The sequence below is a fragment of the Sphingobium agrisoli genome, assembly GCF_041877245.1.
In the GTDB taxonomy this organism is placed as follows: Bacteria; Pseudomonadota; Alphaproteobacteria; order Sphingomonadales; family Sphingomonadaceae; genus Sphingobium.
This window is the reverse complement of sequence record NZ_JBHDJI010000003.1, coordinates 234,184-248,813: the sequence shown is the minus strand read 5'-3', so window position 1 is coordinate 248,813 and position 14,630 is coordinate 234,184. Positions and strand designations below refer to the sequence as shown.

The window sequence follows — 14,630 nt, the reverse complement described above, 5'->3', positions numbered from 1 at the left end:
TCAAGGGACCTCCAGTGTAGTTCAGGCGAAAAAGCTGCCTTGCGGTGGAAGTCCCATGGGGCAGCGGACGGTCGATATATGCGGAGGGGTCCCCCCTGTAAAGCGCATGCGTAAATTTTGTTGCGCGGTCCGCTACGAAATGTGCGTCAGGAGAGACGAGCCTTGAAGTCGGCGTAAGAAAAGGATTTGATTTCCGTGAGTTGATCGGTTTCGCTGTTCCACAGCCAGATGGCGGGAAGGGGCACGCCGTTGAACGTGTTGGTCTTGACCATCGAATAATGCGCCTGGTCGAGGAAAGCGATGCGCGCCCCCGGCTCCGCGCCGCCGGGGATGCGATAGTCGCCGATGATGTCGCCGGCGAGGCAGGAGGGGCCGCCGAGTCTCGTGACCGGACCTTCGCTCGCTTCGTGCAGCATGGCGGGGCGGTAAGGCGCCTCGATCACGTCGGGCATATGGCAGGTGGCGCTGATGTCGGTGATGGCGACGGGCATGCCATTGTCGATCACGTCGAGGATTTCGCCCACCAATATGCCGGCGTCGAGCGCCATCGCTTCGCCCGGTTCGATGTAGAGTTCCAGGCCCGTCTGCACCTTGATCTTTGCCAAGAAGGCGATCAGGTCGTCGATCTGATAGTCGGCGCGGGTGACATGGTGGCCGCCGCCGAAGTTCAGCCATTTGAGCTCCGCGACATGGGGCATCACCCGCGATTCGATCGCGGCCCAGGTTCGTGCAAGCGGCAGGAAATCCTGTTCGCACAGGTTATGGATGTGGAGGCCGTCGACGCCTTCAAGATGCTCGGGGCGAAGCTGGTCGATGGGGAAGCCCAGGCGGCTGTGCGGCTGCGACGGGTCATATTTCGGCACGTCGCCCTCGGCATGGAGGGGGTTGAGCCGCAGGCCGATGTCGAAGTTCACACCGTTGCTGCGTGCCGCATCGATGACGGGCTTCATGCGCGCGATCTGGCCGGGGCTGTTGAAGATCACATGATCGCTGATCTTGAGGATTTCGGCGAGATCGTCGGGCTTGTAGGCGGCGCAGTAGGTCGCGACCTCCTTGTCATTATGGGTGCCGGCATATTCCTCGCGGCCAAGGCGCGCTTCGTAGATGCCGGACGCGCAGACGCCGTCGAGATAGTCGGCGACGACAGGCCCAAGCGACCACATGGAGAACGCCTTGAGCGCACCCAGCACCTTGATGCCCGCACGGTCGCCGATGTCGCGCAGGACGGCGAGGTTGCGGCGGATCGCGGCCTCATCCACCACGAAGGCGGGCGAGGGGACGCGATACAGATCGAAGCGGGCGAAGGCGGCGGGATCGCCGGCGCGGGTTTCCATGATTGTATTTCTCCCGTCACCCCGGCGAAGGCCGGGGTCTCAGGCGATAGGGCACGACCCAGCCGCACGAGACCCCGGCCTTCGCCGGGGTGACGACTAAAGTCGTCAGAAGTCCAGCGGCACGTCCAGTTCCTTCACCTGCCAGGGCAGGCCGTGTTTGTTCAGCATGTCCATGAAGGGATCGGGATCGAACTGTTCGATGTTGAACACGCCTTCGCCCTTCCACGCGCCGGTCAGCATCAGCGCCGCGCCGATCATCGCCGGGACGCCGGTGGTGTAGCTGACCGCCTGGTTGCCGGTTTCGGCATAGGCGTCCTCATGGTCGCAGACATTATAGACATAGACGGTCTTTTCCTGACCGTCCTTCTGACCCGTCGCGATGTCGCCGATGTTGGTCTTGCCCTTGGTGGTGGAGCCGAGGCTGGACGGTTCGGGCAGCACGGCTTTGAGGAACTGGAGCGGGATGATCTCCTGACCATTATACATGACCGGGTCGATCCGGGTCATGCCGACATTCTGGAGCACTTCGAGATGCTTGAGGTACGCGTCGCCGAAGGTCATCCAGAAGCGGATGCGCTTGATTTCGGGATAGTGGGTGGCAAGGCTTTCCAGTTCCTCATGATACATGAGGTACATGTTCTTTTCGCCGACCTGATCGAAATCGAAAACCTGTTTGTGGCTGAGCGCCGGCCCTTCGACCCATTCGCCGTTCGCCCAGTGGCGCGAGGGCGCGGTCACTTCGCGGATGTTGATTTCGGGGTTGAAGTTCGTCGCGAAATGCTGGCCGTGGTCGCCGCCGTTGCAGTCGAGAATGTCGAGCGTGTCGATCCGGTCGAGCAGATGCTTCTTGATGTAGGACGCAAAGACGCTGGTGACGCCGGGGTCGAAGCCGGAGCCGAGCAGCGCCATGATGCCGGCGTCCTTGAAGCGATCCTGATAGGCCCATTGCCAGCTATATTCGAACTTGGCGGTGTCGCGCGGCTCGTAATTGGCGGTGTCGAGATAGTCGGTCTTGGTCGCGAGGCACGCGTCCATGATCGCCAGATCCTGATAGGGAAGCGCCAGGTTCACGACCAGTTTGGGCTGCACCTTCTGGATGAGCGCGATGGTCTCGTCCACATTGTCCGCATCGACCTGAGCCACGTCGATGGTGACGCCGGTGCGCGCCTTTACCGATTCGGCGACCTTCTGGCAGCTGACGATCCGGCGGCTGGCGAGCGTGATGTGGCTGAAGATATCGGGATTCATCGCCATCTTGTGAACCGCGACAGAGCCGACGCCGCCCGCGCCGATGACCAGAACCTTGCTCAATCTTTTCTCCATTCATCTGCCCGCGCCGGGACGCGCGAAAGCGCCCATATAGGGGCGCGACGTGACAGCGCAAAGACGTTGATCGGGACGGGGTTGTCCTGACCCGTCAGGCGGCGGCGCGGCCGCGCACCGGGAAGCCGGCGATCCGCAGAAAGTTCGCCAGCATCTCATGCCCATATTCGGTGGCGATGCTTTCCGGGTGGAACTGGACCGAGTGGATCGGCAGGGTCGCGTGGCGGAAGGCCATGACCGAGCCATCCTCGCTGGTCGCGTTGACGACGAGGCTGTCCGGAATATCCTCCACGATCAGCGAGTGGTAGCGGGTCGCGGTGAAGGGGGAGGGGATGCCGGCGAAGAGGCCGGTGCCATCGTGGCTGACCGGCGAGGTCTTGCCATGCATCAGGCCGCCGCGCACCACTTTGCCGCCGAAATGCTGGCCGATCGACTGATGGCCGAGGCACACGCCCAGCAGCGGCGCGCCCGCATCGGCGCAGGCGGCGACGAGATCGAGGCTGACCCCCGCTTCATTGGGGGTGCAGGGACCGGGCGACAGCAGAAATGCCTTCGCGCCGGTGGACAGCGCCTGGCCGGCGGAAATGGCGTCGTTCCGCACGACCTCCACCTTCGCGCCCAGTTCCATGAGATAATGGACGAGGTTCCAGGTGAAGCTGTCATAATTGTCGATGACGAGGATCATGGCCGATGCCTTAGCGCGCGGGCGCGATGCGCGGCAAGCGGCAAAGTCCGCCGGTCCAGCCGTTCAGTTCCGGCGTCCGGGAAATCGATCCGCCCTGGGCCGCTACCAGGCGGTTCGGCGCGGCGGGATGAGCGCGAGCATCGCGTCATAGATGCGGGGCGGGATCGGCTCGAAAAACTCCATGCCCGCGCGCCGGTCCTCGACCCAGCGAATTTCGGCCGGATAGTCTTTCAGAACCGGGAGCCAGATGCTGATCCGCTCGCCGGCGATCAGGTCCGTGTCGCTGCGGCACATAAGGCCGAGCGCGGAGATGTTGATGATCCGCACGCCCTGGCTGCGGCCACGTAAGGTCGCGTGGCTGACCATATCCACAAGGTCGCGGTTCGCGCGGCGCTGATCCACCGCAGGATCGCGCGAGCGCAGAACATGACCCAGATTGGCGAAGACCGAGGATGTGGACATGGATGCAGCCTAAGCTGCTGAAAATGGACGGTTTGATAGGAAAGAGCGTTAACGGAAGGCTAACGCTCTTTGCCGGTCAGGCGACGATCAGGCCGTGTTTCTTCGCGCCGAAGCTGAGCTTGTCGCCGGCCTTGAGCGTGACGGCGGGATCGGTGACGACATCGCCGTTCACGCGGATCGCGCCTTCGCCAAGCTTGCGGCGCACTTCCTTGTTGGAGGTGGCGAAGCCGAGCGCGGTGGTAGCCTGGACGACGGTAAGGCTGTCGGTCCCCAGGCTGACGGTCGGGAGGTTCGTATCCGATGCGCCTTCCTCGAACGTCAGCCTGGCGGTTTCGGCGGCGGCGGTGGCGGCTTCCTCGCCATGCGCCATGGCGGTCGCGGCGTGAGCGAGGATTTTCTTGGCCTCGTTGATCTCCGCCCCTTCCAGCGCGTCCAGCCGCGCGATCTCGTCGAGCGGCAGGTCGGTGAACAGGCGCATGAAACGGCCGACGTCGGCATCCTGGGTGTTGCGCCAGAATTGCCAGTAATCATAGGGCGAGAGCGCGTCGGCGTTCAGCCACACCGCGCCCTTGGCGGTCTTGCCCATCTTGCCGCCGTCCGCGGTGGTGATGAGCGGGGAGGTGAGGCCGAACACCTGTGTGCCATCGACGCGGCGGGACAATTCGATGCCATTGACGATATTGCCCCACTGATCCGACCCGCCCATCTGGAGCCGGCAGCCGGCGCGGCGCGACAGTTCGAGAAAGTCGTAGGCTTGCAGGATCATATAGTTGAATTCGAGGAAGCTGAGCGACTGCTCCCGGTCCAGCCGCAGCTTGACCGAATCGAAGCTGAGCATCCGGTTGACCGAGAAATGCTGGCCGATGTCGCGCAGGAAGGGGATATATTCGAGCGCGTCGAGCCAACCGGCATTATCGACCATGATCGCGTCGGTCGGCCCGTCGCCGAAGGTGAGAAAGCGTTCGAACACGTGCTTGATGCTGTTCACATTCTCGTTGATCTTCTCGACCGTCAGCAGCGAGCGCGCCTCGTCGCGGAGCGAAGGGTCGCCGATCTTGCCGGTGCCACCGCCCATCAACACGATCGGCTTGTGCCCCGCCTGCTGCATCCGGCGCAGCATCATGATCTGCACCAGGCTGCCGACGTGGAGCGAGGGCGCGGTGGGATCGAAACCGATATAGCCCGGCACCACTTCACGCGCCGCCAGGGCATCCAGCCCCGCCGCGTCGGTCAACTGGTGGATGTAGCCGCGCTCGTCGAGCAGGCGCAGGAGGTCGGACTGGTAGTTGCTCATGGCGCGCGCCTGTAGCATTGCGATTGTTCGTGTAAAAGAGGCGGAGTTTTCACCCATGCTCGCAATCGGCCTGATGTCGGGCACGTCGCGCGACGGGATCGACGCGGCATTGATCGAGACCGATGGCGAAGGCACGGTCCGGCCGGTCGAATTTCACGCCATGGCCTATGACGAGGGCTTCCGGCTGCGGCTGGCCGAAGCATGCGCCCGGGCAATGGCGATGGAGGCGCCGGGGTTCGAGCCGCTGATCGCGTCGGTGGAGGCGGACCTTACCGAATTGCATGTGCGCGCCATCGCCGACCTGTTGGGGCGGAGCGGGCATATCGCGCAGGATGTGGGCGTGATCGGCTTTCACGGCCATACCGTCGCGCACCGGCCCGAGCGGGGCTGGACGTGGCAGATCGGCGATGGCGCGGCGCTCGCCGGGGCGTTCGGCATTCCGGTCGTGGGCGACCTGCGGAGCGCGGACGTGGCGGCGGGCGGGCAGGGTGCGCCGCTGCTGCCGGTCTATCACCGGGCATTGGCCGATGGGCTGGAGAAGCCGGCGGCGGTGCTCAATCTGGGCGGGGTGGCGAATATAACCTTCGTCGGTGCCGACGGGACATTGATCGCGTTCGACACGGGGATGGCGAGCGGGCTTATCGATAACTGGATGCAGGCGCGGGGCGGCGTCGCCTTCGACGCGGGCGGGGAATGCGCGGCGCGTGGCACGGTAGATGCGGAGCGGCTGGCGGCGATGATGGCAGACCCGTGGTTCGACGCGCCGCCGCCCAAAAGCATCGACCGGGAGCGCTTCGGCACCGAGGCGGTGCACGGCCTGCCGCTGGAGGACGGCGCGGCGACGCTGACCGCCTTCACCGCCGCCAGCGTGGCGCGCGCGATCGACCATCTTCCCGCGCGCCCGGCGACCATCCATGTCGCGGGCGGCGGACGCCACAACCTGACCTTGATGGCGATGCTGGCGGAGCGGACGGGCGCGCAGGTGCTGCCCGTCGACGGGCTTGGCTGGGATGGCGACGCGCTGGAGGCGCAGGGTTTCGCCTATATGGCGGTGCGGAGCATGAAAGGCCTGCCGATCAGCTTCCCCGGCACGACCGGCGCGCCTGTACCGATGACGGGCGGGGTGATGTTTGCTTAGCGCCTGCCGGAGCAGCTAAGCTCGGCTGCATTCAGTCAACAAAAGCGGGCTGTGCCAGCTGCCGGCTTTCGATCTCCTTACGGAGCTTTCGATAGGTCTGGTGCTGCGGATTGATTTCGACCGCCTTAAGTATACTTTTATATGCAGCGCCGATGTCTTTGCGATACATGGCGTAGCGGGCTGAAATCGCCATCAACTCAGCCAGCAGCGCAGGGTCGAGGGTATCGGCATTTTCCAGCAGAGTCGAATGGAGATTGGACGCTCTTTTGCGGAAAAGGAGTGTCTTCAGAAGATGAAAGCGGCGATTTTTGTGGGTACGGCGTAGCTGAGAGATTTGACCATGGATGGCGTTCAAGTCTCCGCTCGTTACGCCTTCTATTAACGTGTCGATCGTCTTGGTACCGGCAAAAAGAGAAACGGCTTCATGACCGGCACAGAAAAGTTTGTGCAGCGCGACATTTGCGTTTTCAGCAACTAGATTTCTTACATGCCGATGATCAGGGGGCAGGAACGGATCGAAAAAAATATGGGCCCGATCTGTCATATCAAGCCCTTCAACTTGCATGGCGGGGCCGTGCAGCGCGCTGTCATAATAGCGCGAGTAACGTTTGTCCCAGGGGTGAACTTGGGCCGGATCGATCGAGTGCTGCGGCGAAAAAGCGACGGAATGGGTTGCTCCCAACCGCTTGCCATGTTTGAGCGCCCCATAGCCGCCCATCGACGCACCATAGGCGATGACGTTGGAATACTCCTTGGCAAGACGGCGCACGACGGGGGCTGCGGAGTCCATTGATTCCATCGGGAACCAATTGCGGGCGCGACTCATAACACCTATGGCGGGGAGGCCGAGCTTTTCCATTACGGGCTTGCCCCAGAATGTGTCCCCGCTCGCCACCATCTGCATATTATTGAAGGTTATCACCATAGCGCGCGGGCTGGGGCCAGGCTGGTGATAGATTTCGACATGCCGGTCTTCGTAAATCAAGTGCAACGGGGTGCTCCCGGCCAGTCGGGAAGGAATATGCGACGGGGCGCGCCAGCGGGATCTACAAACGCCGCATATCGTCTGCGACGATGGAAGGCTGCTGGTCCGCAGCCCTCCATCGAGCGTTCATCAGGCGGAGATCGTAACTGATTCCGGTTCGGCACGTTTGGCGGCGATCTTTTCCTGAGCCGAAGGCGCGATCGAAGCGCCCAGTTCTTGAAGCAGACCCTTTAGCGGTTCATGGAACTGGAACTGCATGCCATAACGCTGGTTCGGCAATTCTTCCTTGATCGGCGGCACCGCATGGAAGGCGTGCACCGTCTTAAAGAAGCACATGAAATTATTCGGCTTATACTCGTTCATCTTGACGGTTTCAAAGCCGTCGAAGCTGTGATGCCGATGCCCGGTCGAAATGGTGTAGGGCGTCGTATGCCGCAGCAGCGCCGTGCCATATTGTTCATAGCCCGCAGTCTCCGGGAAGGAGAAGAGGCAGGTGAAAATGCGGGTAGGAATATCGGTGTGCGGCCCAAGATCATAGCCCATCTTGTGCCGCTGTACGAAAAGCGCCTTGCGGCAGATCGTCCAAAAATCGTCGCGTTCCGCGTTCTCGCCAAACCGCAGATAGAAGTATTCAGGAAACTTCGAGAAGATCGTGCGAGGAAACCAGGTATCTGACAAGAAGGTGCTCTGGATCATGTCCCAAAATTCGGTAACCTCTGGCGCGGCTTCGAATTCCGGCGCACGCTTGTGGAAGTTGATCTGGCTGCGAAGCTGATAGGGCGTCGCGTTGATCGATCGTGTCGTCGTCTTGCCCGACCCGGAGTTCCAGGGCGTTCCATCGTTGGTGGTAAAAAGATTATACTCCAACACCTTGTCATAGACTTCCTGAGGCAGGAAATCATTAATGATCATGTGAGGAAAAGGGAGGATCTCCAGCCGGGCCGACCGGATCTTCTGCTCGATATGCGCCCTCAAATCCGCTTGATTCATTCCTATTCCCCTAACAAATCCGTCTCGAATACGACCTTACCGACTCTCTACCGTCATGCTTAGCTTTTTACATTATTTTTGCGCCCAAGCGACACTTTTAATCGGGAAACTCGAGCGTTTGGGCCAATGCAGCCGCCTCAGCATTCTGCTTTACTTGTTCCGCCGAAGTCGCGCCGGCAAGAACGCTTGCCACCTCTTGCTTCCTCAAAATCCACGCCAAGGCGGCTTGGCCCACCGTAACCCGTTGTGATGAGGCGAAATCGTCCAGTTCGGCGATGCGGGGCCAATCGGCGCCTTGCAGTCTCTTCTGCACCGCCGGCGCGTCGGGTTTCCGGCCTAACCTAGTGCCGCTGGCCGGCGTTTCACCTTGTCGATATTTGCCAGTCAGCAATCCCGCCTCAAGCGGATAATAGGCCAGAAGACAGGCTTGTTCCTTGTTCAGTGTGGCGAGAAAATCCTCTTCCACGTCCCGGTGAAGATAGCTGTAATGCTCCTGTGAAGTCACGGGCAGCGGCGCTCCGGCGCGCTTCGCTTCGGCCACGACCTTCTTGAAAAGCGGAGCTTTCACGTTGGAAAGGCCGTATTCGATGATCTTGCCCTGCTGTTGAAGGGCTTGCAGCGCACCCAGCGTGTCCTCTATAGGCACGGAGCGGTCGAAATGATGATATTGATAGAGGTCGATGCGATCAGTTCCCAGCCGTTTTAGACTACGCTCGCATGCCTGAACGATATAGTTGGGTGAACTGGCGGGCAATTCGCTTTCCTTCAGCCCCCATTTAGTAGCGATGATCGCCTGATCGCGTTTGCCCCCCAGCGCCTTGCCGAGCATGTTTTCCATGCCGCCGTTGCGATAGCTTTCGGCAGTGTCGAACAGAGTAATTCCTACATCCAACGCCGCATCAACGACCACGTTCATATCCGCCTGGCGCGACACCGTATTGAATGTACCGATTCCAACGCGGGATACGCGAAGGCGGTCGCCTCTCAAGCTCGTATATTGCATCGCACAACCGTAGCATGGTCTTGGCCTTCGGCAAAGACAAATACTATGCCAGCAGCCAAGTCGGGTGAACAGTCAAGCCATGGAGGCAACTGGCGACCCCGGCAGGATTCGAACCTGCGACCATCCGCTTAGAAGGCGGATGCTCTATCCAACTGAGCTACGGGGCCGTGCGTTCGCCGCGATAGCGGGCGGGCGGGCGGGTTGCAATCGCCTGCCGACGCGATAAGCAGGGCGCATGAACGACGGGGCGGTTCGGAAGGTCGATGCAGGCGCGCTGGGCGCGCGGCCGCTGCGTTATTATGACTTCTTCATGGCGGCGTTCGTCGCGATCCTTCTGCTGTCCAACCTGATCGGCGCGGCCAAGCTGTCGACGGTCGGCGGCTTCACGTTCGGCGCGGGCATTCTCTTCTTCCCGCTCGGCTATGTGCTGGGCGACGTGCTGACCGAAGTCTATGGCTATGCCCGCGCGCGGCGGTGCGTATGGGCGGGGTTCGGCGCAATGCTGTTCATGGCGCTGATGAGCTGGGTGGTGGTGGCGCTGCCGCCGGCCGATGGCTGGCCCGACCAGAAAGCCTATGAGGCCGTGTTCGGCAGCACCTGGCGGATCGTGTTCGCGTCGCTCGTCGCCTTCTGGGCCGGCGAGCTGGCGAACAGTTTCGTGCTGGCGCGGATGAAGCTGCGGACGCAGGGCCGGCACCTCTGGATGCGGACGATCGGATCGACGGTCGTGGGGCAGGGGGTGGACAGCCTGATCTTCTACCCGCTCGCTTTCTGGGGCATATGGACCAGCGATCAGGTGCTGACCGTGATGGTCACCAACTGGGCGATGAAGGTCGGGTGGGAAGCGCTGCTGACCCCGGTCACCTATGCCGTGGTCGGCTTCGTCAAGCGGCGCGAGGGGCTGGACATTTACGACGAGGGGACAGACTTCACCCCGTTCCGCGCCCGCCTCTAAATTTCCGATCAGGGTAAAGCATCCCTTTACGATTGCGCGTGCAGAAGCGCCGCATGAGCAGGATGATGCAAGGCGATTTCGCGATCGATCCCGGCAAAGCTTTGCCATTGGCGGCGGAGCGGGATTTGCTTGGCCCGGGAGTGATAGCCGAATTGGCGCGGGCGCAGCGGCGGTTCGAGGCGACCTTTCATCACGCGCCGGTCGGCATCGCCCATGTGGCGCTCGACGGCAGCTTCATCCAGGTCAATCCGCGCTTCTGCGCAATCAGCGGGTATGACGCCGATACGCTGATCCGCACCGGATTTCGGCAGATCACGCACCCCGATGACCTTCACGCCGACGAGGCGCTGCTGGCGCGCCTATATGCCGGCGAACTGCCGCGTTACGCGATGGAGAAGCGCTATGTCCGGGCGGACGGCACGATCATCTGGGTCAAGCTGACGGTCGCGATGGCGCGCGATGACGCCGGCGAGCCCGAATTTTATGTCGCGGTGGTCGAGGATCTGTCGGAACTGCGGCAGGCGAGTTTCGAGGCGATGCACGACCCGCTGACGGGCCTGCTCAACCGGCGTGGCTTCGAGGCGCGCGGACGCGACCTGCTGAGCGAAGCGGCGCGGGCGGGAGCGGGCGTGTCGCTGCTGTTCCTCGACCTCGACGGGTTCAAGCAGCTGAACGACGATCTGGGCCATGCCGCTGGCGACGATTGCCTGATCGCGGTGGCCGGGCAGTTGCGGGCGGCAGCGCGCGAGGGCGACGTGGTCGCTCGGCTGGGGGGCGACGAGTTTCTGATCATGGCGGCGGGCCTTGGCGATGGGGCATCCCGCGCGTCGGCCGAGCGGGTGCGCGCGGCTCTGGCCGATTGTGGTAGCGGCATAAGCGGCAGCATCGGCTTGGCCGTGATGGGTCAGGCTGCGCCCGACGACCTCGACAGGCTGGTTGCCTGCGCCGATGAGGCGATGCGCGGCGCCAAGCAGGCGGGGAAGAACCGGGTGCGGGTGGCTCGCCCTAGCTGAGCGGCGAATCGGCGTAGGTCGCGCGCACGAAATAGAGGCCGTCGGGCGGGGCGTTGAGGCCGAGCGCGGCGCGATCGCGGGCATCGAGCGCGGCTTTCAGGTCGGCGGCGGACCAGCGGCCCATGCCGACCATCACCAGGCAGCCGACCATCGATCGCACCTGATGATGCAGGAAGGAGCGGGCGGCGGCATGGATGGCGATGCGGTCGCCGTGGCGCACCACGTCCAGCCGGTCGAGCGTCTTGACCGGGCTTTCGGCCTGGCAATGGGCGGAGCGGAAGGTGGTGAAGTCGTGGCGCCCGATCAGTTGCTGCGCAGCCTCGTGCATTGCCTCGGCATCGAGCGGCTGGATGACGCGCCAGACCAGGCCCTGCTCGAAGGTGAGCGGCGCGCGGCGGTTGGCGATGCGATAGACATAGGCGCGGCCGGTGCAGGAGAAACGGGCGTGCCAATCGTCCGCCACGCTTTCGCAAGCGAGGATCGCGACCGGGGCGGGGCGCAGATGCGCGTTGATCGCCTCCATCAGGCGGAAGGGCGCGATCGGCTTGGCGATATCGGCATGGGCGCGCATGGCAAGGCCATGGACCCCTGCGTCGGTCCGGCCGGCGGCGTGGAGGATCGCGCGATCGCCGGTGACGGCGAAGATCGCATCCTCGATTGCCTGCTGCACGCTCGGGCCATGCGCCTGCCGCTGCCAGCCCATGAAAGGCCGGCCGTCAAATTCGACGGTGAAGGCAAAGCGGGTCATGGCGATCAGGGATCGACGCGACTGCCCGCGGGCATATCGAAACCGCGCAGCAGCTCGCCCGCGCTCATCGCCGCCTTGCCCGCGCGCTGGATCAGCGTCGGGCGCAGCGCGTCCGCGCCGCAGCCGATCAAAAGGCTGTCGTCCAGCAGCAGGCCCGGTTCGCCGGCATGATGCTCGCACTGGGCGGCGAGGATGCGGAAGCGTTCGCCGCGATAGGCGAAGAAGGCGCCAGGGACGGGATTGAACGCGCGGACCTGCCGTTCGGCGTGGTGCGCGCCATGGGTGAAGTCGATCCGCGCTTCGGCCTTGTCGATCTTGGCGGCGTAGGTGACGCCCTCATCGGGCTGGGCCATCGGCGGGTGGAGCGACAGGTCGTCCAGCACCTCGACCATCAGTTCCGCGCCGGCCTGCGCCAGTTCGGCGGTCAGCGCGCCGGCAGTCTTGTCCTCGACAGGAGTGACGTGCTTGGCGCGCATCGGGCCGGTGTCGAGGCCCGCCTCCATGTCCATGATGGTGACGCCAGTCACATTGTCGCCGGCCAGGATCGCGCGCTGGATCGGCGCGGCGCCGCGCCAGCGCGGCAGCAGCGAAGCGTGGATGTTGAGGCAGCCATGGCGCGGCGCGGCCAATATGGCGGGCGGCAGGATGAGGCCATAGGCCGCGACCACCGCGACATCGGCCCCGAGCGCGGCGAAGGCGGCCTGCGCGTCGGCGTCCTTCAGCGAGGCGGGGGTTCGGACTTCCATTCCCAGTTGTTCGGCGCGCAGATGGACCGGGGAGGGGCGCAGCGCCTTGCCCCGGCCGGCGGGGCGAGGCGGCTGGCTGTAAACCGCGACGATCCGGTGCCCGGCATGCGCCAGCGCATCGAGCGCGGGAACGGCGAAATCGGGGGTGCCCATATAGACGATATCCATGACGGCCTCTCAAACCCCTTGTCTGTGCCGGTTGCAACCCCTTATCTCGGCATATGGCTTCACCGGAAATCGAGGCGCTGACGCAAGCGCTGTCCCGCCTGCCCGGACTGGGACCGCGATCGGCGCGGCGCGCGGTGCTGCATCTGCTGAAAAAGCGCGAGGGCGCGATGGCGCCGCTGCTGCGCGCGCTGGAGGCGGTGAACGAACGGCTGGTGAGCTGCCACATCTGCGGCAATGTCGACACGGTCGATCCCTGCGGCATCTGCGCCGATCCGCGACGGGACGCGCGGGCGCTGTGCGTGGTCGAGGATGTGGCGGACTTGTGGGCGCTGGACAAGTCGCGACTCTTCCCCGGCCGTTTCCATGTGCTGGGCGGGCGGCTGTCGGCACTGGAGGGGGTGCGGCCCGAGGATCTGACGATCGAGGCGCTGGTGAGCCGGGTGGAGGCTGGCGGCATCGATGAAGTGGTGTTGGCGATGAACGCCACGCTGGAGGGGCAGACGACCGCCCATTATCTCGCCGAACGGCTGGAGCGCTTCCCCATTCGCCTGACGCAACTGGCGCATGGGGTGCCGGTCGGCGGGGAACTGGACTATCTGGACGAGGGTACGCTGGCGCAGGCGTTGCGGGCGCGGCGGCCGATCGGCTGAGCTTGATAATCGCGCACGTTCCGCCTATGTTCGTGCCATGGCTATTCGTCCCATCCTGGAAGCGCCCGACCCGCGCCTGCGTACCATTTCGGCCCCTGTCGAGGCGATCGATGACGATCTCCAGACGCTGATCGACGACATGTTCGACACTATGTACGACGCGCCCGGCATCGGGCTGGCGGCGATCCAGGTGGGCGTGCCCAAGCGGGTGCTGGTGATCGACCTTCAGGAGCCCGAATCGGACGAGGAAGGCGCGCCGCCGGTCAAGAAGCCGCTGGTCTTCATCAATCCGCAGATTTTGAAGGGCTCGGACGAGCAATCGGTCTATAACGAGGGCTGCCTGTCGGTGCCCGACCAATTTGCCGAGGTCGAGCGGCCGGCCGTCATCCGGGCGAGCTGGATGGACCGGGATGGCCGCATTCATGAGGAGCAGCTGGAAGGGTTGCTCGCCACCTGCCTCCAGCATGAGATGGATCATCTGGAGGGGATTCTCTTCATCGATCATCTGTCGCGGCTGAAACGCGACATGCTGCTCAAGAAGCTGGCGAAGGCGCGCAAGGCGGCCTGACGCGCCATCGAAAAGCATAGATAAAGCAACCCCCTGACCCGTGCGGTCGGGGCGTTTTTCGTTGAAACGCGCGAAAAATCCTTTTCTTTCAATCCGTTCATCTGCCTCTGCTGGTCCGGCCTGCTGCACAATCTGTCGGAATGTTGCTTGTCGGAAATGTCGGGCTCGGCTCTGTCCGCTCCGCTTGGTTCAAGAAGAGGAGAAAATATGTCGCTATCCATCAAGCAGATTCTACCCCTGTCGGTCGTGCTCATCGGCTCGCTGGGCCTGGGCGGGTGCGCCACCAAGGGCTTCGTGCGCGAGCAGGTCGCCACGGTGAGCCAGCGCGTCGATGCGCTGGAGCAGCGGCTCCAGACGACCGACGGCACGGCGCAGCAGGCGCTCGGCGAAGCGCGTTCGGCCGCGGGGCAGGCGCAGCAGAACGGGCAGCGGCTCGATCAGCTCAACGCCCGCGTCGACAGCGTGGAGCAGCGGATGGTCGAAGCGCAGCGCAAGCGGCCGCGCCACTGACCCCAATTCCCCATGGCCGGCGTGCGCGCGCCGGCCATGGCAACCCCAGGAGTGAGTT

16 protein-coding genes and 1 tRNA gene are annotated in these 14,630 nt (G+C 63.6%); 6 read left to right on the top strand and 11 right to left on the bottom strand.

What is annotated here, in order from left to right; all coding sequences use genetic code 11:
• Positions 1-146: 146 nt before the first annotated feature.
• From ACETPF_RS07730 to tyrS, 5 genes are all read right to left on the bottom strand, one after another.
• The gene (locus ACETPF_RS07730) at positions 147-1,334 is read right to left on the bottom strand and encodes a carboxynorspermidine decarboxylase (RefSeq protein WP_373933854.1); all 1,188 of its coding nucleotides are present in this window, start codon (positions 1,332-1,334) and stop codon (positions 147-149) included.
• 105 nt (positions 1,335-1,439) lie between these two features.
• On the bottom strand, positions 1,440-2,645 hold the full coding sequence (locus ACETPF_RS07725) for a saccharopine dehydrogenase family protein (RefSeq protein ID WP_373933853.1): 1,206 nt from the start codon (positions 2,643-2,645) through the stop codon (positions 1,440-1,442).
• Between the two features lie 106 nt (positions 2,646-2,751).
• Complete coding sequence (locus ACETPF_RS07720) at positions 2,752-3,342, bottom strand: anthranilate synthase component II (RefSeq protein WP_373933851.1); 591 nt, start codon at positions 3,340-3,342, stop codon at positions 2,752-2,754.
• Positions 3,343-3,444: 102 nt separating this feature from the next.
• Complete coding sequence (locus ACETPF_RS07715) at positions 3,445-3,804, bottom strand: PilZ domain-containing protein (protein WP_373933849.1); 360 nt, start codon at positions 3,802-3,804, stop codon at positions 3,445-3,447.
• 76 nt (positions 3,805-3,880) lie between these two features.
• On the bottom strand, positions 3,881-5,098 hold the full coding sequence (gene tyrS, locus ACETPF_RS07710; protein WP_373933848.1) for a tyrosine--tRNA ligase: 1,218 nt from the start codon (positions 5,096-5,098) through the stop codon (positions 3,881-3,883).
• A 55-nt stretch (positions 5,099-5,153) separates the two neighbouring features.
• On the opposite strand from tyrS, the gene ACETPF_RS07705 reads away from it, so the two are divergent.
• Positions 5,154-6,236 carry an anhydro-N-acetylmuramic acid kinase gene (locus tag ACETPF_RS07705; protein WP_373933846.1) on the top strand — a complete coding sequence of 361 codons (1,083 nt, stop codon included), beginning with the start codon at positions 5,154-5,156 and terminating at the stop codon, positions 6,234-6,236.
• A 31-nt stretch (positions 6,237-6,267) separates the two neighbouring features.
• Here the strand turns inward: ACETPF_RS07705 and ACETPF_RS07700 are convergent, their stop codons facing one another.
• The 4 genes from ACETPF_RS07700 to ACETPF_RS07685 form a co-directional block, all read right to left on the bottom strand.
• On the bottom strand, positions 6,268-7,227 hold the full coding sequence (locus ACETPF_RS07700; RefSeq protein ID WP_373933845.1) for a hypothetical protein: 960 nt from the start codon (positions 7,225-7,227) through the stop codon (positions 6,268-6,270).
• A 123-nt stretch (positions 7,228-7,350) separates the two neighbouring features.
• Complete coding sequence (locus ACETPF_RS07695) at positions 7,351-8,211, bottom strand: hypothetical protein (RefSeq protein ID WP_373933843.1); 861 nt, start codon at positions 8,209-8,211, stop codon at positions 7,351-7,353.
• A 97-nt stretch (positions 8,212-8,308) separates the two neighbouring features.
• On the bottom strand, positions 8,309-9,214 hold the full coding sequence (locus ACETPF_RS07690; protein ID WP_373933841.1) for an aldo/keto reductase: 906 nt from the start codon (positions 9,212-9,214) through the stop codon (positions 8,309-8,311).
• Positions 9,215-9,304: 90 nt separating this feature from the next.
• Positions 9,305-9,381: transfer RNA gene (locus tag ACETPF_RS07685), tRNA-Arg, on the bottom strand.
• 68 nt (positions 9,382-9,449) lie between these two features.
• On the opposite strand from ACETPF_RS07685, the gene ACETPF_RS07680 reads away from it, so the two are divergent.
• Both ACETPF_RS07680 and ACETPF_RS07675 read left to right on the top strand, forming a co-directional pair.
• Positions 9,450-10,169, top strand: coding sequence for a queuosine precursor transporter (locus ACETPF_RS07680; protein ID WP_373933837.1), 720 nt, complete (start codon positions 9,450-9,452; stop codon positions 10,167-10,169).
• Between the two features lie 53 nt (positions 10,170-10,222).
• Positions 10,223-11,182: a GGDEF domain-containing protein gene (locus ACETPF_RS07675; RefSeq protein WP_373933835.1), complete on the top strand. Its 960-nt coding sequence runs from the start codon at positions 10,223-10,225 to the stop codon at positions 11,180-11,182.
• Here ACETPF_RS07675 and truA read toward each other — a convergent pair.
• Both truA and fmt read right to left on the bottom strand, forming a co-directional pair.
• Complete coding sequence (gene truA, locus ACETPF_RS07670) at positions 11,175-11,930, bottom strand: tRNA pseudouridine(38-40) synthase TruA (RefSeq protein WP_373933833.1); 756 nt, start codon at positions 11,928-11,930, stop codon at positions 11,175-11,177. The two genes, ACETPF_RS07675 and truA, sit on opposite strands and share 8 nt — an antisense overlap.
• Positions 11,931-11,935: 5 nt before the next feature.
• Entirely contained in the window at positions 11,936-12,844 is a 909-nt protein-coding gene (gene fmt, locus ACETPF_RS07665; protein ID WP_373933831.1) for a methionyl-tRNA formyltransferase, read from the bottom strand.
• Positions 12,845-12,897: 53 nt separating this feature from the next.
• Between fmt and recR the strand changes: the two genes are divergently transcribed.
• The 3 genes from recR to ACETPF_RS07650 all read left to right on the top strand — a co-directional run bounded on the left by recR (position 12,898) and on the right by ACETPF_RS07650 (position 14,572).
• Positions 12,898-13,494: a recombination mediator RecR gene (recR, locus tag ACETPF_RS07660; RefSeq protein ID WP_373933829.1), complete on the top strand. Its 597-nt coding sequence runs from the start codon at positions 12,898-12,900 to the stop codon at positions 13,492-13,494.
• 37 nt (positions 13,495-13,531) lie between these two features.
• On the top strand, positions 13,532-14,062 hold the full coding sequence (gene def / locus ACETPF_RS07655) for a peptide deformylase (RefSeq protein ID WP_373933828.1): 531 nt from the start codon (positions 13,532-13,534) through the stop codon (positions 14,060-14,062).
• Positions 14,063-14,269: 207 nt separating this feature from the next.
• A complete protein-coding gene (locus tag ACETPF_RS07650) occupies positions 14,270-14,572 on the top strand; it encodes a hypothetical protein (protein WP_373933826.1) in 303 nt (100 codons plus the stop codon).
• Positions 14,573-14,630 lie beyond the last annotated feature (58 nt).